This window comes from Meiothermus sp. (assembly GCF_026004115.1).
Taxonomy (GTDB): Bacteria; Deinococcota; Deinococci; order Deinococcales; family Thermaceae; genus Meiothermus.
The window spans coordinates 2,523,233-2,543,267 of record NZ_BPIM01000001.1; the positions used below are offsets into that span (position 1 = coordinate 2,523,233).

22 protein-coding genes are annotated in these 20,035 nt (G+C 60.5%); 10 read left to right on the forward strand and 12 right to left on the reverse strand.

Going from position 1 to position 20,035, the window contains the following annotated elements:
* Window positions 1–3: 3 nt before the first annotated feature.
* From hpaB to hpaI, 4 genes are read right to left on the reverse strand one after another with little or no spacing between them, the layout of a single operon-like run.
* Window positions 4–1,461 carry a 4-hydroxyphenylacetate 3-monooxygenase, oxygenase component gene (hpaB, locus tag Q0X23_RS12255; protein ID WP_297860548.1) on the reverse strand — a complete coding sequence of 486 codons (1,458 nt, stop codon included), beginning with the start codon at window positions 1,459–1,461 and terminating at the stop codon, window positions 4–6.
* Window positions 1,462–1,472: 11 nt separating this feature from the next.
* On the reverse strand, window positions 1,473–2,990 hold the full coding sequence (gene hpaE / locus Q0X23_RS12260; RefSeq protein ID WP_297860549.1) for a 5-carboxymethyl-2-hydroxymuconate semialdehyde dehydrogenase: 1,518 nt from the start codon (window positions 2,988–2,990) through the stop codon (window positions 1,473–1,475).
* Window positions 2,987–3,781: a fumarylacetoacetate hydrolase family protein gene (locus Q0X23_RS12265; protein ID WP_297860550.1), complete on the reverse strand. Its 795-nt coding sequence runs from the start codon at window positions 3,779–3,781 to the stop codon at window positions 2,987–2,989. Before Q0X23_RS12265 ends, hpaE begins: the two co-directional genes overlap by 4 nt.
* On the reverse strand, window positions 3,778–4,719 hold the full coding sequence (hpaI, locus tag Q0X23_RS12270) for a 2,4-dihydroxyhept-2-ene-1,7-dioic acid aldolase (RefSeq protein ID WP_297860551.1): 942 nt from the start codon (window positions 4,717–4,719) through the stop codon (window positions 3,778–3,780). The genes Q0X23_RS12265 and hpaI overlap by 4 nt, the downstream gene beginning before the upstream one ends.
* A 123-nt stretch (window positions 4,720–4,842) precedes the next feature.
* Here hpaI and hpaR point away from each other — a divergent pair, with 123 nt between their 5' ends.
* Window positions 4,843–5,319 (forward strand): homoprotocatechuate degradation operon regulator HpaR, encoded by a 477-nt coding sequence (hpaR, locus tag Q0X23_RS12275; protein ID WP_297860552.1) that lies wholly within the window; start codon window positions 4,843–4,845, stop codon window positions 5,317–5,319.
* A 2-nt stretch (window positions 5,320–5,321) separates the two neighbouring features.
* Here the strand turns inward: hpaR and Q0X23_RS12280 are convergent, their stop codons facing one another.
* Entirely contained in the window at window positions 5,322–5,894 is a 573-nt protein-coding gene (locus tag Q0X23_RS12280; protein WP_297860553.1) for a GNAT family N-acetyltransferase, read from the reverse strand.
* A gap of 222 nt (window positions 5,895–6,116) precedes the next feature.
* Here Q0X23_RS12280 and Q0X23_RS12285 point away from each other — a divergent pair, with 222 nt between their 5' ends.
* Both Q0X23_RS12285 and Q0X23_RS12290 read left to right on the forward strand, forming a co-directional pair.
* A complete protein-coding gene (locus Q0X23_RS12285; protein ID WP_297860554.1) occupies window positions 6,117–8,171 on the forward strand; it encodes an ABC-F family ATP-binding cassette domain-containing protein in 2,055 nt (684 codons plus the stop codon).
* A 524-nt stretch (window positions 8,172–8,695) separates the two neighbouring features.
* Complete coding sequence (locus Q0X23_RS12290; protein WP_297858494.1) at window positions 8,696–9,325, forward strand: transposase; 630 nt, start codon at window positions 8,696–8,698, stop codon at window positions 9,323–9,325.
* A gap of 191 nt (window positions 9,326–9,516) precedes the next feature.
* Here Q0X23_RS12290 and Q0X23_RS12295 read toward each other — a convergent pair whose 3' ends face one another.
* The 4 genes from Q0X23_RS12295 to rpoD all read right to left on the reverse strand — a co-directional run bounded on the left by Q0X23_RS12295 (window position 9,517) and on the right by rpoD (window position 12,483).
* On the reverse strand, window positions 9,517–9,951 hold the full coding sequence (locus Q0X23_RS12295; protein ID WP_297860555.1) for a SufE family protein: 435 nt from the start codon (window positions 9,949–9,951) through the stop codon (window positions 9,517–9,519).
* A 59-nt stretch (window positions 9,952–10,010) separates the two neighbouring features.
* Window positions 10,011–10,274: a DUF1871 domain-containing protein gene (locus tag Q0X23_RS12300; protein WP_297860556.1), complete on the reverse strand. Its 264-nt coding sequence runs from the start codon at window positions 10,272–10,274 to the stop codon at window positions 10,011–10,013.
* A gap of 88 nt (window positions 10,275–10,362) precedes the next feature.
* A complete protein-coding gene (locus Q0X23_RS12305; RefSeq protein WP_297860557.1) occupies window positions 10,363–11,040 on the reverse strand; it encodes a hypothetical protein in 678 nt (225 codons plus the stop codon).
* An 84-nt stretch (window positions 11,041–11,124) separates the two neighbouring features.
* Window positions 11,125–12,483: an RNA polymerase sigma factor RpoD gene (gene rpoD / locus Q0X23_RS12310; RefSeq protein WP_297860558.1), complete on the reverse strand. Its 1,359-nt coding sequence runs from the start codon at window positions 12,481–12,483 to the stop codon at window positions 11,125–11,127.
* A 4-nt stretch (window positions 12,484–12,487) separates the two neighbouring features.
* Between rpoD and Q0X23_RS12315 the strand changes: the two genes are divergently transcribed.
* Window positions 12,488–13,057 carry a hypothetical protein gene (locus Q0X23_RS12315; RefSeq protein ID WP_297860559.1) on the forward strand — a complete coding sequence of 190 codons (570 nt, stop codon included), beginning with the start codon at window positions 12,488–12,490 and terminating at the stop codon, window positions 13,055–13,057.
* A 33-nt stretch (window positions 13,058–13,090) separates the two neighbouring features.
* Window positions 13,091–13,384, forward strand: a complete 294-nt coding sequence (locus tag Q0X23_RS12320) for a hypothetical protein (RefSeq protein WP_297860560.1) — start codon at window positions 13,091–13,093, stop codon at window positions 13,382–13,384.
* A gap of 315 nt (window positions 13,385–13,699) precedes the next feature.
* Here the strand turns inward: Q0X23_RS12320 and Q0X23_RS12325 are convergent, their stop codons facing one another.
* Window positions 13,700–14,800 carry a methyltransferase gene (locus Q0X23_RS12325; protein WP_297860561.1) on the reverse strand — a complete coding sequence of 367 codons (1,101 nt, stop codon included), beginning with the start codon at window positions 14,798–14,800 and terminating at the stop codon, window positions 13,700–13,702.
* Window positions 14,797–15,327 carry a tRNA (adenosine(37)-N6)-threonylcarbamoyltransferase complex dimerization subunit type 1 TsaB gene (gene tsaB / locus Q0X23_RS12330; RefSeq protein ID WP_297860562.1) on the reverse strand — a complete coding sequence of 177 codons (531 nt, stop codon included), beginning with the start codon at window positions 15,325–15,327 and terminating at the stop codon, window positions 14,797–14,799. The genes Q0X23_RS12325 and tsaB overlap by 4 nt, the downstream gene beginning before the upstream one ends.
* Before the next feature lie 274 nt (window positions 15,328–15,601).
* Between tsaB and proC the strand changes: the two genes are divergently transcribed.
* The 3 genes from proC (at window position 15,602) to Q0X23_RS12345 (ending at window position 17,778) form a co-directional block, all read left to right on the forward strand.
* The gene (gene proC, locus Q0X23_RS12335) at window positions 15,602–16,384 is read left to right on the forward strand and encodes a pyrroline-5-carboxylate reductase (RefSeq protein WP_297860563.1); all 783 of its coding nucleotides are present in this window, start codon (window positions 15,602–15,604) and stop codon (window positions 16,382–16,384) included.
* 350 nt (window positions 16,385–16,734) lie between these two features.
* Complete coding sequence (locus Q0X23_RS12340; protein ID WP_297860564.1) at window positions 16,735–17,286, forward strand: hypothetical protein; 552 nt, start codon at window positions 16,735–16,737, stop codon at window positions 17,284–17,286.
* A 3-nt stretch (window positions 17,287–17,289) separates the two neighbouring features.
* Entirely contained in the window at window positions 17,290–17,778 is a 489-nt protein-coding gene (locus Q0X23_RS12345) for an adenosine-specific kinase (RefSeq protein ID WP_297860565.1), read from the forward strand.
* Here the strand turns inward: Q0X23_RS12345 and Q0X23_RS12350 are convergent.
* Window positions 17,775–18,530, reverse strand: a complete 756-nt coding sequence (locus tag Q0X23_RS12350; protein WP_297860566.1) for a heme-dependent oxidative N-demethylase subunit alpha family protein — start codon at window positions 18,528–18,530, stop codon at window positions 17,775–17,777. The two genes, Q0X23_RS12345 and Q0X23_RS12350, sit on opposite strands and share 4 nt — an antisense overlap.
* Window positions 18,531–18,611: 81 nt before the next feature.
* Here Q0X23_RS12350 and bcp point away from each other — a divergent pair, with 81 nt between their 5' ends.
* Together bcp and rpiA are read left to right on the forward strand one after the other, a co-directional pair.
* The gene (gene bcp, locus Q0X23_RS12355; protein ID WP_297860567.1) at window positions 18,612–19,088 is read left to right on the forward strand and encodes a thioredoxin-dependent thiol peroxidase; all 477 of its coding nucleotides are present in this window, start codon (window positions 18,612–18,614) and stop codon (window positions 19,086–19,088) included.
* Between the two features lie 185 nt (window positions 19,089–19,273).
* Window positions 19,274–19,960: a ribose-5-phosphate isomerase RpiA gene (gene rpiA, locus Q0X23_RS12360; protein WP_297860568.1), complete on the forward strand. Its 687-nt coding sequence runs from the start codon at window positions 19,274–19,276 to the stop codon at window positions 19,958–19,960.
* Window positions 19,961–20,035 lie beyond the last annotated feature (75 nt).

Here is a 20,035-nt window from a genome sequence, read left to right on the forward strand (position 1 = left end):
ACCCTAGTCGCTGGCCACCACCTCTGGCTGGGGTTGCTCCTTCCAGCCCAAAAAGTCCTTGATGCGCTGCTTGTAGGGTTCTTTGTCGTACACCGAGAACAGGGTCTGGTACATGCGCACCGGGTCACCAAAAAAGTAGCGCTCGTACAGGGTCTGGCGGGCGCCAAACCCGCTGAGGGTCATGTCCCAGGCCAGGCGGAAGAGCTGAATGCGTTCTTTGGCGGGTAGGGTGGCCGACTGCAAGAACTTTTCCACATAGGGCCCCACCGGCGAGTGCAGGTCGGCCTCGGAGGGCAGGGTGATCATGCCGGAGGCCCCAATCTGCTGGACAATTTCGTTGATGCGGGGGTAAAGCCTGGGGTAGAGGTTGCGGGCCCCGTCAATAGCCCCCCGGTCGGGGCACATCAGGCCATACTTATTGAGCCTGGCATCGCGCTCGGCGCGGGCCCAGAAGCCTTTCATGGCCTCGAGGTAGACGATCACCTCGGCGATTTTCTCCTGCACGTGGGGGAAGGTATCGGCCCCGATGGTCTCGCCCAGCAGCGAAACCAGCCCCAAAAAGGCCTCGGTCTTGGCGTTCTTGAGCACCACCACCTGATGGGCCATGTGCATTAAGGCCCCGGTCTCGGCGTAGGCGGTGTTGCAGCGCGCCAGGTCTTTGTAGATGAACACCCGTTCCCAGGGCACAAACACATCGTCGAACACCGTGAGGCAGTCCATCTCTTCCAATCGGCTGCTGAGGGGGTAGTCAAAGCGCCCATCCCCCACAGCCATGCTCTCACGGCTGATGAAGTGAAGCCCCGGGGTGTTGGTGGGAATGGCAAAGGCCACCGCGTATTTGTCGGCCCCGGGCCCTTCCTTGAGCAGCGTGGAGGGGAAAACCAGAAGCTCGTCGGCGGTGGGCAGGGTGGAGAGCATCCGGGCTCCCCGCACCACAATGCCTTTTTCGCTCTCGCTTACCACGCCCAGGGGGATGTAGGGGTCGGGCTGCTCGAGGTTGCTCTTGGCCCGGTTGACCTGGGGGTTGGTGAGGCAGTGGGTGGTGGAGAGGTCGTGCTCGCGCACGAACTGCACGTAGCGGCGCACGTTGTCGGCATAGGGCCCAAAGAACTCGGCGCTTTGCTCGAAGGCCATCAGCACCGCATTCAGATAGTCCGGGCTGCGCCCCATCATGCCCAGGTTGACATCGGCCCAAAGCTTATAGGCCGCGCTACGCCGGGCCAGGTCGTCCTTGGTTCTGGCTGGTAGCAGGCTCATGGCGTAGCGCTGGCCGTTCTGCTCGTAGGTGAGGGTGTCGCGGTAGCGCGGGTCATGCTGCATCTCGTAGAGCTGCGCCAGGGTGTGGGTGATGCCCTTGAAGACTGGATGTGTGGTGGGGTCTTCGACCTTCTGCCCCTTGTACCAGAGGTTGGGAGGGTTTTTCTTAAGGGCTTCCAGGTAGTCTTTTCCGGTGCGTGCCATGGGTGCCTCCTTTACTTGCCAAACTTCGGAATCGGGTGCTCGGTTAGCGGCACCGCAATGTGCTTGAGCTCGGTATAAAACTCCAGGCTGTGCTCGCCGCCCTCGCGGTGGGTGCCGCTCATCTTGACGCCGCCGAAGGGGGTGGGCAGGTGCCGCACGTTGTGCGAGTTAATCCAGGTCATGCCCGCCTCGAGGTGCAGGGCCATGCGGTGTGCCCGCGATACGTCCCGGGTCCAGACATACGAAGCCAGACCGTACCTGGAGTCGTTGGCTTTTTGCAGGGCATCGGCCTCGTCCTTGAAAGGAATTAAGGTCAGGATGGGGCCAAAAATCTCTTCCTGAGCAATGCGGTGGTGGTTCTCGGCCACAAAGAGCCCAGGCCGCACGTAGTTGCCCTCGCTGCCGACCCGTTCGCCACCGAAGATGTGCTGCGACTCCTGCTTACCAATTTCTACGTAGCCCAGCACGCGCTCGAGGTGTTCGGGGTGGATCAGGGGCCCTACCTCGGTGTCGGGCTCTAAGGGATGTCCCACCTTGACCCGAGCGGCCCGCTCGGCCACCCGGTGCACAAACTCCTCAAAGATGCCTTCCTGCACCAATGCGCGGCTGTTGGCGGTGCAGCGTTCACCGTTGAAGCTGTAAATCTGGAAGACGGTTGCGTCTAAGGCCCGCTCGAGGTCGGCGTCCTCAAAGATGATGGCGGGGGACTTGCCTCCTAGCTCCAGGGATAGCCGCTTCAGGTGCTCGGCGCTGTTGCGGGTGATGATGCTGCCGGTGGTGGTCTCGCCGGTGAAGGCAATTAACGGGATGTCCGGGTGACGCACTACCGCATCGCCCGCTTCCTCCCCAAAGCCCTGCACCACATTGAACACCCCCGGCGGCAGGTCGGCCTCCTGCATAATTTCGGCCAGCTTCCAGGCCGTGAGGGGCGACCACTCGGCGGGCTTCAAAACCACCGTGTTACCAAAAGCCAGCGCAGGGGCAATGCGCCAGGTGGAGAGCATCATGGGGGCGTTCCAGGGGGTAATGATGCCACATACCCCCACCGGCACCCGGATGCTGTAGTTGAGCCACTCACCGTCCACAGGGTAGCTGCGCCCGTTCATGGCCCGCTCGGCGTACTCGGCATAAAAACTGAAGTTCTCGGCGGCCCGTGCGACCTGGGCCCGCACAATCCGCAGGGCCTGTCCAGCGTCCAGGCATTCCATCACGGCCAGCTCGTCGCCGTGCTTTTCCAGAACCTCGGCAATCTTAAGTAAATACTTCTTGCGAGCCTTGGCGTTCAGTTTCCACTTTTCAAAAGCAGCCCTGGCGGCCCTGGCCGCTTTGTCCACGTCCTCGGCGTGGCCTTTGTAGGACCTCGCGAGCACCTGGTTATTGGAAGGGTCGAGGCTCTCAAAAAACTCGCCCCGCACCCCCGGCTGGAAGGTGCCGTTAATGAAGTGCTCGACGGTGCGGGAGGCAATCTTCTGCCGTACCTGGGCGATGTATTCCGGGCTGATGGCTTGGGTTTTCTCGGATACCTTCATAGCACCAAAGACCTGTCACCTTCCTCAGAAAGAACCGGCTCGGCTTCCTCGGTTTCCCACTCGATGGGGTTTTCCAGGGCGCCCAACCCCTCGATTTCCATCCGCATCACATCGCCCGGATGTACCTGCGAGATGCCCTTGGGGGTGCCGGTCAGGATGACGTCCCCGGCTTCCAGGGTCATGAAACGGCTGATGAACTCAATCACCTCAGGGATGGAGAAAAGCATGCCCTGGGTGGTGGTCTCCTGGCGCAGCGCGCCGTTCACATAGGCCCGCATTTTCACGTTGTGGGGGTTGGGCACTTCGTCGGCGGTCACGTAGTAGGGGCCCAGCGGCCCGAAGGTGTCCCAGCCCTTGCCCCGGATGGGCGGGCGGAAGGTATTGGAGACGTAGTCGCGCACCACCAGGTCGTTGGCGATGGTATAGCCGCCCACGTAGTCCATGGCGTCTTTGGCTTTGACCCGGCGGGCCTTGCGCCCCATAATTACGGCCAGCTCGCACTCGAAGTGCATGAAGCGCGCGCCCTGGGGGTAAATGACCGTGCCCTTGTGAGGGAGCAGGCTGGTATTGGGCTTCCAGAACAGAGCCGGCTCGGTCGGGCGTTTGAGGCCAAACTCGTCGGCGTGTTCGGCAAAGTTGAGGGCCAGGGCCAGCACCTTACCGGGCTGCACGGGGAGCTGCCACACCACCTCGTCGGGGTGGTGGGTTTCGCCGGCGTGGTCCACAAGCATGCCGTTCTGCAGACGCCCCTCTAGGAGGCGGCCTTTGGAGATAAAACGTGCGCGCTTCATACGTACTGTTTGCCTGCGGGGTCGGGCAGCACCGGGGGGTGGCCCTCCTTGCCGGGAATCAGGCCATAGGACTCGGCCATGCGGCGCAGGCGGGCCTCGATTTCTGGGGTGGTGGGGCCCAGGGGTTCTCGCCATTCCTTTTCGCACAAACCCATCCAGGAAAGCACCGTTTTGAGGGGGATGGGGTTGGTGTCCCAGAAGATGGCCTCGTTGGCCTCGAGGCCGTGGTAGTGAAGCTCGAGGGCCTCTTTGTACCGGCCTTCCAGGGTGAGCTGGCACATCTGGGCGGTCTCTTTGGGTAGCCAGTTGGCCGTGGCGGCGATGGTGCCCACCGCGCCCACGCACATCATGGGGAAGGTCAGGGCCTCGAGGCCGCAGTACACCTTGAAGTCGCGCCCCACCCGGCGCAACAGCTCCGAAACATACTCGACATCCTTGGAGGAATGCTTGATACCCACGATGTTCTTGAAGTCGTGCTGCAAGCGGGCCACCGTGTCCACCCGGATTTCGATGCCCGCACGGCCTGGAATGTTGTAGAGCACAATGGGCATCTGCGGCACCGCCTGGGCCACCTGACCAAAAAAGCGGTAGAGCCCCTCCTGGTTGGGCTTGATGTAGTAGGGCGTGATGACCAGGGCCCCCTGGGCGCCCATCCGGTAGGCCGTCCGGGTGATCTCGAGGGTTTCGTCAAGCCGCAGGGTGCCGGTGCCGGCCAGGAGGGGTACGCGGCCCCGAATGAAGCGCAGCGCCAGCTCAATAAGGTACTTGCGCTCCTCCACGCTCAGCGTGCCGGGCTCGCCAGTGGTGCCGCCTACGCTCAGGGCATGGGAACCGGCCTCTATCTGCCGCTCGATGAGCCGCTCCAGGGCGGCTTCGTCTATGGCACCGTTCTTGAACGGTGTTACCAGGGGTACGATGCTGCCTTTGAACTCGACCATGGTACTCCTTTGTGGCTATGTAGCCCAGGTTGCTTATTGCTCCGCAAAGATAGTTAATATATTAAGTAAAACTGTAGCATACTTTGCAAGCCCAGGTACAATTGTCCTTGCAAAAGACTCCCTATGGCTTCCGTCCTTCCCCAAGACCCCTCCACCCGACTCCTGCGCGACCTTACCCACTCGCTGCCCATGGCCCTTCTGCGCACCCGCGAGGCGGTGGTGCAGCGCTTCAGGGTGGTGCTCTCCCGGCACGGCCTGACCGAGCAGCAGTGGCGTATTCTGCGGGCGCTCGATGGGCAAGAGGGACTGGAAATATCCCTTCTGGCCGAGCAGTGCCGCATCCTTCTGCCCAGCATGACCGGCATTTTGAAGCGCATGGAACAGCGCGGTCTCGTGCGGCGCAATGCCAACCAGGCCGATGGCCGCAGCATTCTGGTGAGTCTCACAGCCGATTCGAAGGCCCTGGTGGAGCGGATCAAGCCCGAGGTGGTGCAGGTCTACGCCGAAATCGAGCGAATCCTGGGCAAGCGCAAGCTCGAGCAGCTTTACGCTCTATTGGAAGAGCTCGAGAGTGGGCTGAAGGGGTCTGGCCCGGGGTGAGTTTAGCTGGAGGTCAATTTCTCGAGCCAGGCGTCGTCGTGGGGGGGTTGGAACTCTTCGCGCAACAGACCGAACAAGTGAACATCCTCTTTAATGCCCTGCCGGGTCTCGTGCTGCCGCAAAACCCCTTCTCGCTTGAAGCCCAGTTTTTCCACCAGGCTCAGCATCCGGCTGTTGGAACTGTGGACTTCGGCGGTAATGCGTTCCAGGCCCAGTTCGCTAAAGCCATGCCCCAGCATCTGCAAACCGGCGGCAAACCCCACCCCCTGACCCCGGTGGGTCTCATCGCCAATCGCGATGCGCAGGCGGGCCCGTTTTTCCAATGGATTAAGCTCGCGCAAGTCCACAAACCCCACCAGGTAGCCCTCGAGGTGCTCCGGGGTGGTGACCACAATTCCTTTGCGAACGAGGTCTACGGGGGGGTTGTTGAGCAGGCGCACGAACCAGTCCTGCAATTGCTCGCCAGGCAACCCCACCGGCCAGCCATTGGCCAGGCAAAAGGCTTCGTCGCGACTCCACTCGAGCACGCGGGGCAGGTCACTCATCACCAGCGGACGCAAATACACTTCCAACATCTTCTACTCACCTTACATCGCCCCTTCGCAAAAAAGGGTGAAAATCGCCGTAATTCACGGGGCGATACTGGGTTTTATGTTCAGGTTACGCCCACTGCGGCTTTCCAGAAACGAGACCTCCAGCACCAGGGCACCGGCTTTGACGGGCGCCGCCGCCCGCGCTAGGCTTGAAGGGTTGTGGCGCGGCCTAAAGCAAAGACCGAACTCTCTATAGTCACCCCTATGCCGGCGGCCCGCAGCGGTCCTGGGTTGGCCGGGCCTCGAGTATGGCTGCGCTTGAGCCAGGCCGAGAAAGCCTTTGGCGAGCGCATCTTGTTCCAGAAAGCCGACTTTTGGTTGGAGTCAAACGAGCGGGCGGTGCTGGTTGGGCCGAACGGCGCCGGAAAAAGCACCCTCTTTCAGATCCTTTGTGGCCGCCAACCCCTGGACGATGGCCATCGGGTGCAGTTGCCCGGGATGCGGGTATTCTACTTGCCCCAGGATTTCCGCCCGGCATCCGGTACCGTCTACGGGCTGGCTCATGCCATTACCCCCCTGCACCGGGCCGAGCTAGAACTGGAGCGCACCCCGCCGGAACACACCGGCGAGGTGTGGCGTCAAATTCGCGAACTGTCTTTCTGGAAAGGCCGGGTAGCCCGTACCCTGGCCGACTTTGGCCTGGATGCACACAGCGACCAGAGCACGGAACAACTTTCCGGTGGCGAGGGGGTGCGCCTGGGATTGGCCATGGCGTTTTTATCGGGCGCTGAGGTTTTGCTTCTGGACGAACCCACCACCCACCTGGACCTGCGCATGCGGTTGCGCCTGGAGGAGATGCTGCTGGCCTACCCCGGCGCAGTGGGGCTTATTTCCCACGACCGGGCGCTTTTGAACCGGGTCGCCACCACGGTCTACCACCTGGAAGCTGGGCGTTTGTTCAGGGTAGCAGGAGGGTATGCCACCTACCTGGGAGAGCGTGAGCGCATCCGGCGAACCCTGGAGAAGGCTCGATTTGAAGCAGAAAAAGAACGCGAACGTTTGCTGCAGGCCATCCCAGACCGCAGACGACCTGGAACGGATCGGCGCAAGCGGGAGAAGGCCCTTTTACAAACCCGGGCCGAGCGGATTAAAGTGCCCGATCCGCCTCCCCCCGAGCGTCGCTGGAGCCTGGAGCTGGCCGCCGAGGGAACCCCAAGGCTGGTGCTGGAGGCCCGGGGACTAAAAAAATCGTATCCCCAGGGGGAAGAACAGGCTCGGACGATCATCCGCGAAGCCACCCTGCGCATTTTTCGGGGTGACCGGATCGCCCTGGTAGGGACCAACGGGGCTGGCAAGACCACCTTGCTGCGCTTGTTGCTTTCCAGAGAATTGCCCGACGAAGGTGAACGAATGCTGGGCTATGGGGTGAGCGCAGCCTACCTTGATCAGCTGTACCACGGTCTGGAACCCGACCGGCCCCTCTTTGCACAGTTCGCCTCGAGGTTTGGCGAGGCGCGGGCAGCGGCGCTTTTGGGCCGCATGGGCTTTCGCCCCCCGCACTGGCACGACGCCCCCCGTAGTTTTTCCGGTGGCGAGCGGGCCCGGGCGGGGCTGGCCTTGCTGGGCGCGCTGCGGGCAGGCTTGCTGGTGATGGACGAGCCTACCAACCATCTCGAGCTCGAGCTACTGGAAGCCCTGGAAAAGGCCCTGGTTGACTACCCCGGTACGTTGCTCTTTGTCTCGCACGACCGGGCGTTGGTCAGAAAGGTGGCCACCCGGTTCTGGGGGCTGGAGGAGGGTGTGCTGGTGGAATACCCCAGCTATGCCGAGGCCGAGGCGGCCATGCTGGGCAAGCCAGCCCTGCGGCTAAACCCCTATGGAGAAACCGCGCCAGAAGCAGAGCCACCCCCCGAAGAGCGCGACCTCGAGCAAGAACGCATGACCTTTCTGGCAGAACTCGACGAACCAGGCCTGACGCAGCGGAGCCGCCAGCGGCTGCGCGCCGATCTGCTGGCGCTGGAAGACGCTTTGTACCGCCAGTACGCCCTCGAGTTTTTTCGTCCTTACCCCTACCGCTACCGGGTGCAGCAGGAGGGACTGGAGGTGTTTGCGGAGGAAGAGCTGGGCTTCTGGCGCTTTTGGAGCCGCGAGGAGGCATGCGGCGGCGAGTTTTCTGGCGGCGTGCTGAGCCTGGAAGGAAAGCCTGGCCCAAGGCTACTGCGGGCCGTCCTGCAGATGGCTTTTGAACTCCTGAGTGCTAGGGTCGTGCGGTATGGCAAGCAGAGCTTTGGCCAAAAGGGCTACCTGACAAGAGATTGACCCACCCCTGAAAAGGTCGTCATAAAGAAGAACCGTGCCGAGAGTCCTTGCAAAGGATCCGGTCAGCACGGTACTTCTGTACGATGTTTGAAGACGTACAGTGTAGTTTATCGCGTTTGCAACGATGGGAACAAGGCTATGTGTTGGGCTTGCTGCAATCAGCCCATAAAACCCCCAGCGCGATAGCAGCCAGTGGAACGATAGGGTATAGCCCCAGCTATAGCTGTCGCCTGCTACGACAAGAAGCCAAACCCCACCAGTCCAGTCGAGAGCGACGGTTGGAAGCAGCCCCCAAGGGGATGTACCTGGGGGTGGACTTGGTTCCCGTAGCCCATCAAGGATGTTGGATCGAGGGCGTGGATCGGGTGTACTCCAGCAGTGATAAAGCTCCGGTGTGGGGACATAACCTGCTGTCATGTGGGCTGGTTGGATATGGGAAACTTCCCTACCCATTGAGTCTGGAGGGTTTCCCCACCAAGCCCATGAGTTCGGAGGTATACCCGTACCGAACCCCTGGTGAGGCGATGTGGCAGGTAGTCGAGGCCATCCGCAAGAATGGTAATGGTTATAGCCTCGCAGGCGTGGTGTTCGACAACCAGTTTGCGGGTAAGGCTTACCTCGCCAAGCTCTACCAGCACAACATACCTTTCGTAGCTCGGGCCAGACTGAATCAAAAGGTCGAACATGCAGGAAAGCAACGATCTATCCGAGAACTGGGTGAGCACTATCCACCCGGTAAAGCCCGCTATTACAAGCGTTTTGGCTGGTATGTCAAACGCATCAAGATCACCTTGGCCGATGTGGGTCGACTGGATATGCTGCTGATTTGGCTACCCCAGCCAGCAGGTTTCAAGCTGATGGCCCTCTTCTCCACCCTGGATGCAGGCATTCAAGAAGTCCTTGCCGCCTGGAAAGCTCGTTGGGATCTGGAGCGGGTGCATCGCCTGCTCAAACAGAACCTGGGTTTATCCAAATGCCTCTCTCGTTCCTATGCTGCTCAACTCAAACATGCTGACCTTGCCATCGAGGCCCTACACCTTATTCGACAGCAAAAACAACTACATCCAGATCTTTCTTGGCGCACAGCACAGCACAATGCCGCAAAAACCCTCAAATCCCAGCTACTGACCGTACTCCCTGCCCTTTCAGCCTGACTTTATGCCCTTTTTTTGATACTTTTCACTACAGTTCAATCTCTTGACCTGAAGCAGTTTACGGGGCACAGCCATTCAGACTGAATCGAATCTCAACCTGCTCGAGCTAAACGCACAGAAAAATGCCTTCGGAAAAAAGCTGCGGCGGGTATAACTGCCACCCTGACCCCAAAGCCCTGACCCGCTGGCCCTCACTGCGCCTCGCGTACCTGCCGCTTGATGCGCATGAGCACGGCTTGCAAGCCACGCAGTCGCAAGGGTGTAATGATTTCCTCGAGCCGGGCCAGACTGTAAAAGTCCTCCGGTACCCTGAGAATGGCCTCGGGGCTTTCGCCCTCCAGGCCTTCGGCCAGTAGCCCGGCAAAGGCCCGCACCGTGGGGGCTTCCTTGGGGGCGTCGAAGTAGAGGTGAACCTTGCCCTCCTGGAGTTCGGCATGCACGAAGAAAGGCGTGGTGCACTCGTGGACTTGCTCGAGCTTGCCTTGCATGCCCTCGGGCAAGGGGGGCATTTTCTTGGCAAACTCTAAAAGCATCTCGGTCTTGATGACCTTGGGGGCACTTCCCAGCATCTGCACCACGCTTTGGAGTTTGGGGGGCAACTGGGCCAGTCGTTCGTCGGCAGTCATAGACATCAGGGTAAAGGGTCAGGGAGGTAGGGTCTAGGGTTTTGTGCACCGTGCCGCGCTCAGGCGCCCTGATGCACAAGCTTGAACAAATCCCGGCCCAGGTCGGCGTAGTTGCGTACGGGCCCGGCCTGGTTGCCGTAGGTCAGGTACAAAACCCGGTGAATGGCCTGGGCGGCCTCTTCGCTGCTCTGAACAGCCCGCAGCTTTTCCACAATTTCGCTCACCACCGGCCCATAGAGCGCTTCAAGGGGGGCCAGCTCACCCATACCCAGGGGGTCGTAAATCTGTAGATAGGTTTGAACCTGCGCCACGAGGTTATCCATGAGCGTGTTTCCTGCAAGGGCCAGAGGCCCAAGTCCAAAGGCTGAAAGAGCTGGCTTTACCTCAAGTGCTCAACCTTGAAAAGGTCTGCTAGGGTGCGGGGGTGACGGTAAACGCTGCACTCTCCCCCAGGGCCATGTTGAACTGGCTGGGAACGATGGGGGGGTCGGTGCTGATATTGCTGCTGGCCGGGTAAACCTCTACTGCGTACGTGTCGGCGGGATTCAGGTTGAGGTTGCTGAAGGTGGTGCTGAGGGCCGCGATGATGTTGCGTGCGACCACGGTACTGGTGGTGCGGTTCACCAGGCGCACCAGGTAGCCCGTGGCCCCACTGCTGGCGGTCCAGGTGGCCGATACGGACTTGGTGGTGGGGTTGTTGCCAATGGTTACGGTGGGCCTGGCGAGGGTGGCGCTGGCATCCACGTTCAGACTGACTTGTTCGGTTTGTCCGTCAATGGTGGCCGAAAACGTATAGGCACCGCTCGTGAGGGTTTTGGAGGCATCCCACCCAATCTCCCACCACACCCCCGAGGGGGTGCGGGCCGAGGCGCTTTGCAGGGTAAGGGTCTCGCTGTAGCCGCCCGGCCCGCTCACGCTGACGTTAATGCTTTCGGGTTGTTGCTGGGGCCGTAGAACCAGGATGTAGGCTCTTCCAGTGGTCGTGGCATTGTAGGTGCCGATGGAGGCCTGAAGTTTGGCCTGGGGGACGCTCGAGCACCCGCTCAAGAGCCCCAGCACTAAGATACCGGCGAGTAGATAACGGTTCACAGGTCACCTCGAGGCTGTAGCCTAAAACAGAAATGTGAGAGCTGCCAAACAGGGCTCTCACATCCTCGCTTATTCCCTGGCCGATTAGTCCAGGAAGTCCCGTAGCTTGCGGGTGCGGCTTTCGTGATACTTGAGCTTGCGGAGGGCTTTGTTTTCAATCTGGCGGATGCGTTCGCGAGTCACCCCAAAGTAGGCGCCCACCTCTTCTAAGGTGTGCTCGCGCCCATCAATCAGGCCTTTGCGGAGCTTCAAGACCATGGCCTCGCGCTCGGAGAGCTTATTTAGGGCCTTCTCGAGCTCCTCCGAAAGCATGCTCTGGGCGGCGGAGTCCACCGGCGAGGCCATGTGTTCGTCGGGGATGAAATCGCCGTAGAAGCTGTCCTTCTCGTCGCCGATGGGGGTTTCCAGGCTCACGGGCTCCTGGGCAATTTTGAAGGTTTCTTCTACCTTTTTGGCGTCCCAGCCGGGCCCCATGGCCTCGGCAATTTCCTCGTAGGCCGGTTCGCGGCCCAGCTCCTGCTGCATCTGGCGGGCGGTGCGGGTCAGCTTGTTGATGGTCTCCACCATGTGTACCGGAATCCGGATGGTGCGGGCCTGGTCGGCGATGGCCCGGTTGATGGCCTGCCGAATCCACCAGGTGGCGTAGGTGGAGAACTTGAAGCGGCGTTTAAACTCGAACTTCTCCACTGCTCGGATGAGACCCTGGTTGCCTTCCTGGATCAAATCCAGGAAGGAAAGGCCCCGGCCGGTGTACTTCTTGGCGATGGAGACCACCAGCCGCAGGTTGGCCTCAATCAAGTGCTGGCGGCAAATCTCGCCGTCCCGGGCGATGTGCAGGTAGCGCTTGACCTCGCGGGGCAAGGCCCGCAGGCGGGCATCGACCGCCTGCACGGTGTCGGGGTCAATGCGCAGCTCGGTACCGGGGATATTGGTAACGCGGCTGCTGCCCTGCACCTGGCTGCGCAGAACGTGGCGGATCAGCTCGGCCTCCAGGCCGGTTTCCTCGGCCAGCCGCTGGGCCGCGGCTACCCCATCCTCCACGCGGCGAGCCAGGTCAATCTCCTCCTCCAGGGTCAGGAGTGGCACCTGGCCAATCTCATGCAGGTATTGCCGGACAGGGTCGGAGGTGGAGATGCGCGGTAGGGGCAGGTCTTCCTCGAGCTCCTCCTCGGCTTCCTCTACCGGCAGGGTGCCCAGCTCGAAGTCGGGCTCGAGGATCTCGATGTCTTCCAGATCGGCCTCAAGTACCTCTTCGCCAATTTCCTCCTCCACCAATGCAACCGCAGCCAGCTTGCCCGCCTTGGGCGTGGGGGGCACCAGCATATCGAGGTCGGGCTCGGCCTCGAGGTCGTCCACATCGGCGATTTCGAGCTCGGGGGCCTCGAGTTCATCGGCATCCAGGGCCAGATCCTCTTGCAGAAGTTCTTCGGCTTCCTCAATCACAGCGGTGCTTTTAGACGCGGTTTTAGGCGCCAACTTGGTGGACGTTGAAACCTTGGGCTTTGGGGCTGCGGGTGTTCTAGCGGCAGCCGTCTTGGTGGTTTCTTTGGGCTCAGGTTTGGAGAGCGCCTTTTTAGGCTTGGTGTCCTCGCTATCGGTTTTGACAGGAGCCGGTTTAGTGGCTGTTTTGGTTTTGCTCGCACCCTTGGCTTCGGCTTTGGGTTTGGCGGGTGTTTTGAGGGTGGGCTTACCCTTGGATTCGGGCTTGGCAGTGGCTTTTGCCGATTTCGATTCGCTGGCGGATTTCGATGGTGTTTTGGGCATAGTTTTTTGTGGTGTTGTGGCAGGTGCTTTGGTGGCGGGTTTGGTAGCGGTCTTGGGCTTGGACTTGCTCACTGGGGTTTTGGCTGGTTTGTCACTGGTTTTGCTGGGCTTATGGTCCTTCAGCGAGGGCTTGGTTTGGGGTTTCCTGGCTTTGCCTGTGGTTGCCCCCTTAGCAGGGAGCTTGCCTTTGGTGGCTTCTTTTATGGTGGGCCTAAAGACTGAATTGCTTCGAGTAGAACCTGCATTCTTTTGATTGTTGGTTTTGGTAGATGTTTTGGCTTGAGGTTTGGTAGCCGTTTTGCTGGGCACCTTAGCTTTTGCGATCCCACTTGCCTTGCCGGTCTCCTGGGTTTTACTCGTCCTTTTGGCCTTACTGGCGGGTATAGAAGCCGATTTAGGGGTTGTCCTGAGCTCGGTCTTGCCGGGTTTGAGTGGCCTGGAAGCTGCTTTGCTCTTATCGGCGGTTTTGCTGCTTACCACTTTGGCTTGCGCAGAGGAAGTGGTTTTTGGGGCAGGGGGCTTTTTTGCCTTCGTACTGGAAACCGCAGCCTTTGCTGCTTGTTGGCTTTTACCGCTATGAAGGGTACTTTTTTCCTTAGATGTACGGAGCGCGCTTTGTCCCGAAGGGGATCGTCCCGTGGGTGTACGGACGCCAGTCCGTCCCGAAGGGGATCGTCCCGTGGGTGTACGGACGCCAGTCCGTCCCGAAGGGGATCGTCCCGTGGGTGTACGGACGCCAGTCCGTCCCGAAGGGGATCGTCCCGTGGGTGTACGGACGCCAGTCCGTCCCGAAGGGGATCGTCCCTTCGCGTCAGCAGCGGTCTTGGTCTTGCTCAAGCGCTTCACCTCCCAGTGAGGGGTCCAGGCCCCCGGCGATGCCGGTACTACAAGGGTGTCAATCCGACTTATGGGCCAGCAGAACTTTGTGGCTATCCACGGCCAGGGTGCGTACGGTGGCAAAGCGGGCCTCGAGCAGGGGCTCGTAGGGGAGGAAACGGTTTGCCACAAGATAAAACTTCCCGCCCCTCTCCAGGCGGGCGTAGGCGGCTTCAATGAATGCGATGGCGGTTTCTAACACGACAAGGCCCCCCACGTGGAACGGGGGGTTCGTCACAATAGTAGTGAAAGTTTGGCCCGGTGTCAAGGCCTCATCCACATCGGAATGCAACACGGTGGCCTTTTCACCCAAATTTTGCCGGGCCGAGAGCACGCTGGGCCAGTCGTCCTCGAGGAGGGTCAGGCTCAGGGCCCGGCCCACCAGGGGGCGGCTCAGGGCGCCGTACCCCCCGCCGATGTCCAGTACGTGGCCTGGCTGGTCGGGCAACTCGCGCAGCAACATGGCGCTACCGGGGTCTATATGCCCACCGGAAAAAACCCCAGGCAGATAGGCAAAATCCAGGGTCTGGCCCTGAAGGTCGCAGGCAAAGGACTGCCAGACAGCGGGCAGTTCGGGGGCCGGTTTTTCTTTTTCCAATACCGCCACCCGCAAGGGGCCGTCTCGTTTGACCAGCAGGCCAAAGCCCAGCAGTTCCTGAGCCAGCCTGAAATAGTGCTCGAAGCCCTTGTCCCTGCTGCCCGCTATCCAAAGCCGCCCTCCCATTCGCAAGGCTCTGGCCGCTCCTAAAAGCGATAGTTCCACGTACCGTGTTCCGCGATTGGCCGGTAGTACCAGGGCCACGAGATCTGTCGAGGCGGACTCGGTTTCCCAGGGCAGCCCACGGCTGACCTCCACCGTGGCGCCAAAGCTGACCTCCAGACAGCGTAAAGAGGCCCTCGAGGTTTCGATGGCCTGAACCTGTAGCCCATGTTTCTGGAGGGCATAGGTGATTAGCCCGATACCCGGGTTCAAATCGAGGGCTTTCTGACCGTGGGGCTCTAAGTGCTGTGCCAGTAGCTCGTAGGCGGGATCGGCCAGCCCCCGTGCCCCCGCTTTGGTATACAAATACCCTCCGGGGACGGGGGTCTTGTGCAGCGAATGGTATTCCTCCAGGGTCATAGGTATAGGGGTTCAATCAGGGTGCGCCCGGCCTGCAGGGCCTCGATGCCCAGGTGGACCAGGGCCTTGCCGGAGGGGGGTTGATCGAGGGCAAACAGCCCGGTGGGGTGTAACTCATTCAGTCGGCTGCGGTGGGGTGCTTGCAGGGTTTCCAATTTTGCCCCAACAATCCGGTAACCAGCGGCATAGCAGAGCCCATTGCGCGTGGTCTGGGCCACCGTAACGCGTCCCTGGTAGCGCAGGGCGGTGGCTTCTAGGGTTTCTACTCCGGTCACCGGAACCCCCAGACCCCTGGCCAGCCCCAACCCCGCCGCAATGCCCACCCGTAGCCCGGTGTAGGAGCCCGGCCCGCGCCCAACGGCAATCCCTTCCAGCTCCCCTAGCCCCACACCGGCCTGGTGCAAAAAAGCCTCGAGCTCCCCCCACAGCACCTCGGCGTGGCGGCGCCCTAAACGAATAGCTCGCTCGGCATGGGGTAAGCCTAAAACTAGATAAGACGTGGCAGTATCCAGCGCGAGTACCAGCACCACAGGAGTATAGCAATGGGCTAAGCCAAGAGCCCAATGCTGAAGTTCAGGGCTGGTGCATAAAGTAAAACGGTCTTCCTTCCCCGACGGGGGAGGCTAGGTGGGGATATAACACCCAGCTAAGTTGCCTACCTGCGAGCATTTTTTGTAACACCAACCGGCTGAAGCGCTTGCGAGGGTTCATGCACCGCCCCTGTGCTGAAAGCCGAAATCATAGGAAGCACAAACCTCCTCCCCCTGTCCCCACCGTCTGCATGCTGCTAGACTTGAGGCCATGAAATTGGCGATTGTGGGTGTGGGCAAGATGGGTAAAAGCATTCTGGAGGGCCTGCTGCGGGCCGAGATGCTGGGGCCCAGTGAGATCGGCATCCTCGATACCCCCGAGCGCACCCAGCAGGTGGCCCAGGAGACCGGAGCGATCCCCTTGAGCCTGGAAGATTTGCGCCGCTGCGAGCGGATTTTACTGAGCGTGCAGCCCAAGGACATCGCCGCCCTGGCTCCGCAGGTCGCCCATCCCAACACCGGCTACATCTCCATCATGGCGGGGGTGTCCACGGCGGTGCTTTCGCGTCGGCTGGGCACCCGTCGGGTGGTGCGCTGCATGCCCAATCTGGCCGCCACCATTGGCAAAAGCTCTACCGCCATCACCGGCCCCCGCGAGGCCGAGGAGGCGGGCGATCTGGAGTTCACGCGGGCCTTGTTTTCTACCGTTGGCGATGTCTATGAGCTACCCGAGCGTTTGTTCGATGCTTTTACCGGGATGTCGGCCTCGGCCCCGGCCTATGTGGCGGTGGTTGCGGAGGCCCTGGCCGATGGGGGAGTGAAGCAGGGCATTCCACGGGCCCAGGCCCTGCAACTGGCGGCCGATGTGCTTATCGCCACCGGTGAATTGCTCCGCAAGAAACACCCGGCGGTACTCAAGGATGAGGTCAGCAGCCCCGGCGGTACTACCATTCATGGCCTGGCCGCGCTCGAGGCCCGGAGCGTTCGGGCAGCCCTGATTGAGGCCGTGGAAGCTGCTACCCAACGGGGTCACGAGCTGGGAAGAGAAGAATAGACAGATTGTTCCGATTGCAATGATAGGTCGCAACCTCGAGGTATGGCCGAATAAAGGGCAAAATCGAAAGTAAGGGACTCATATCAAATCCACAGTAAACCCCTTGCCCTCTCCCCGGAGGGAGAAGATGGCGACACCCCGACCGCGCTATTTACAAACAGTTACGCAAACGCGATTGACTGCACCTGGGGTGTCGTCGGATGAGGGAGCTTGGAACGATCCTCAAAGCAAACTCTACAGGTAGAGTTGATACCATATCCGCGACCAGGAACGGACATCCTGAAAGCTGGGTGTTTGGGCCCAGGGTGAATGCACCATTTTTTGCTGGAGGTGGGCGTAGCATAAAAAGGATGAAGCGCCTCTTGACTCTGGGCTTACTGCTGCTGGGGGGGCTGGCGGCGCCTACCGCCTATTACCCCAACGGCATAGGCTATTCCTGGACATACTCCTCCGGCATGGAGCAGGTCTTCACCCGCGAGCAAAACGGGATGCTGGTGCTCGAGCGCAGGCTTGCTAAGCAGCCCGTCAGCGCCGACCTGTTGCGCTACACCCCGGATAAAGGGGTACTGCTGGAGGGCCTGATTGTCGGTCAGGCTGTGCAGCGCTACAACCCGCCCCTGCAACTATATCCAGCCCCCCCACTGGTACTGGGGCAGGAATGGGGCGGGCGCAGCAATTTTGGCGGCCAGAGTGTGGCCCTGTTGGGCAAGGTTTTGCGCATCGAAGGGGTAAACGTTCCGGCGGGCCGCTTCAACGCCTACGTCATCCGAACCTCCACGGTAACAAGTGGCGGTGGCAGCCAGGTGATGGAGATTTTCTTTGTCCCTGGCGTGGGTATCGTGCGCTACGCTACCCCGGATGGGGCGACCGTTGACCTGGTGAAGTTAAGTGTGCCTAAATAAGGTATGGAACTTCAAATCGTCAGGGTCGAGAAACCGCAAAACCTGAACGTCATCCTGGGCCAGAGCCACTTCATCAAGACCGTTGAGGACTTGCATGAAGCCCTGGTGACGGCTGTGCCGGGTATCCAGTTTGGGCTGGCCTTCTGTGAGGCTTCCGGCAAGCGACTGATTCGCAAAAGCGGTACTTCGGCTGAACTGGTGGATTTGGCCGTCCGTAATGCAGAGGCCATAGGGGCTGGCCACTCCTTTTTGATCGTGCTGGGTGAAGGTTATTTTCCCATCAACGTTTTACACGCCATCAAGGCTTGTCCCGAGGTGGTGCGAATTTTTGCCGCAACCGCCAACCCCCTCTCGGTGATTGTGGCCGAACAGGACGACCAGCGCGGGATTTTGGGCGTTCTGGACGGACACAAGCCGCTGGGGGTCGAAGCAGATGAAGACATCCAGTGGCGCAAAGACCTTCTGCGACGCTTTGGCTACAAGCTGGGCTAAAAGAACCCCCGGGCCTCGAGCCACCGGTAAGCAGCCACGGTTCCGGGCTTGTAGGCGCGGTGGGCTTCTGGCATGGTTTGCAGGGCTTCTCGCAGGGCAGCCCGGCGCTCTGGGCTGTCGGCTACAGTCTCGACCGGCGCCACATACACCCGGATCAAGAACCAGCTTCGGTTTAGTTCGGGCAGGGGTAAGGTTACCTGGCGTTCGGTGCGAAAATAGACCCGTTCCCCTGAGAGCAACACAGGGCGGCTGGGGTGGGCCGAGAGGGCAGGGTCAAAGGTTAGCCCCCACACATAGCGCACGAAGGGGCCTTTTTGGCTCATAGCTCTGGCCACATTGTGCTGGGCAGCCCGAAGCTTTTCGCTGTGGGGTACGGGGCTATGGATCTCGGCGAAGCTACGCCCAATTTTTTCGAGTGGGTTCCAGTGGCTGGGAAAGCAGACCCAAAGTGCTTCGAGCAAGGTTCCGTGCATCAGCACCAGGTCTTCCTGAACCCGCAGTGCGGCGGCTTTTCCGAGCTCGAGCAGGTCTTTTTTATTGGGCTCTGGAGCTGCTTTTGTACCTGGCGCATGCGGAAGCTGCTGCCACAGCCACTCAAGCGCCGCCCGTACCCATGCGGGCTGGTGGGTAGGGGAGAGAAGGGCGCTGGAGGGCTCCTGGGCAAAGGCCTCGAGCTTGGCTGCTTGGTAGCGCGGGTACTCATGGTCGAGCAGAAATGGCGGCCCCTCGAGCCGCGCCAGATCCGGTCGCACGCGGTGGTCTGAAGAAACTGGAAACGGTACTTGCAGCCCGGGTAACACCTTGTCCAGATTTTAGTGGTTATCATGTATTCCATGCTGAACCCAGGTGTTCCCGCCCCCGACTTTAGCCTTCCCGACCAAAGCGGCAAAAAGCACAGCCTGACCGACTACCGGGGCAGTTGGGTGGTGCTTTACTTCTACCCCAAGGACGACACCCCTGGCTGTACCAAAGAAGCCTGTAATTTCCGCGACGAAAAGGGCCGCCTGGAAGAACTGGGCGCGGTGGTGCTGGGGGTATCCGCCGACGATGTCCAAAGCCACGGAAAATTTCACCGCAAGTATGACCTTAACTTTCCTCTGTTGTCCGACCCAGATACAACCATGATCAGGGCCTATGGCGCCTGGGGTAAGAAGGTCATGTACGGTAAGGAGTACGAAGGGGTCTTTCGCTATACCTTCCTGATTGACCCCGAGGGCCGGGTGGCGAAGGTGTGGGACAAGGTCAAACCCGACCAACACGCCCTCGAGGTGGCCGAAGCGCTAGTCGAGCTGCAAAAGCAAGCGGTGTGAAACCGAAACGGCCCTTACGTTGTGCTTTACAGACGCCGCCCGGATGGGCGGCTTGTGCTTCTAAACCTGTAAGGCTCGCTCTTTGTGAAGCGTGCTCAAGACAACGGATGTTCCACTCATCTGCTGACGCAAATTCGGTAATCTGAAGGGAGCCTGGCTTCAAGGGCTGGGTCGCCAAGGATTTTATGAATAACCTGGATATCTACAAGCAACAAGCGGCCCTCGAGGCCGTTAAGTATGTTCAGTCGGGCATGGTGGTGGGGCTTGGTACCGGCTCCACGGCCCGGTATGCGGTGTTAGAACTGGGCCGTCGGTTGCGCGAGGGGGAGATTGTAAACGTAATGGCCGTACCCACCTCGGAGGCTACGGCCCTGCTGGCCCACGACCTGGGGATTCCCCTGGTCGAGCTCGAGCCTTCGGGGGTTGACCTGGCCATAGACGGCGCCGATGAAATCGCCCCCGACCTTTCCCTCATCAAGGGGCTGGGTGGGGCTTTGCTCCGCGAAAAGATTGTTGAGGCCAGCGCCAGGCAGTTTATCGTAATTGCCGACCACACCAAGAAAGTAGCCCAGCTCGGGCGCGGGGTGGTTCCGGTGGAGATTGTGCGTTTTGGCTACCGCGCAACCCTGCATGCGCTGGGGCGAATGGGGGAGCCCACCTTGCGCATGGATGGCGACGAGTTTTTCTATAGCGACGGGGGCAACCTGATTGCGGACGTCAACTTTGGCCCCATTGTAGACCCAGAGGGCCTCGAGGCCGAACTCAAACGCATTCCAGGCGTGGTGGAAAGTGGGCTTTTCGTGGGCCTGGCCACCCTGGCGATTGTGGCAGGGCCAGGCGGTCTGGAGTATCTGGGAATCGCCCCAGGCTAGCCGCCACGTTTTTCTCCCCATCACCCTTTCCTGCCGTTGAGCAGTGAAGCTGCTAACCGAGAAAAGCCTGCTGCC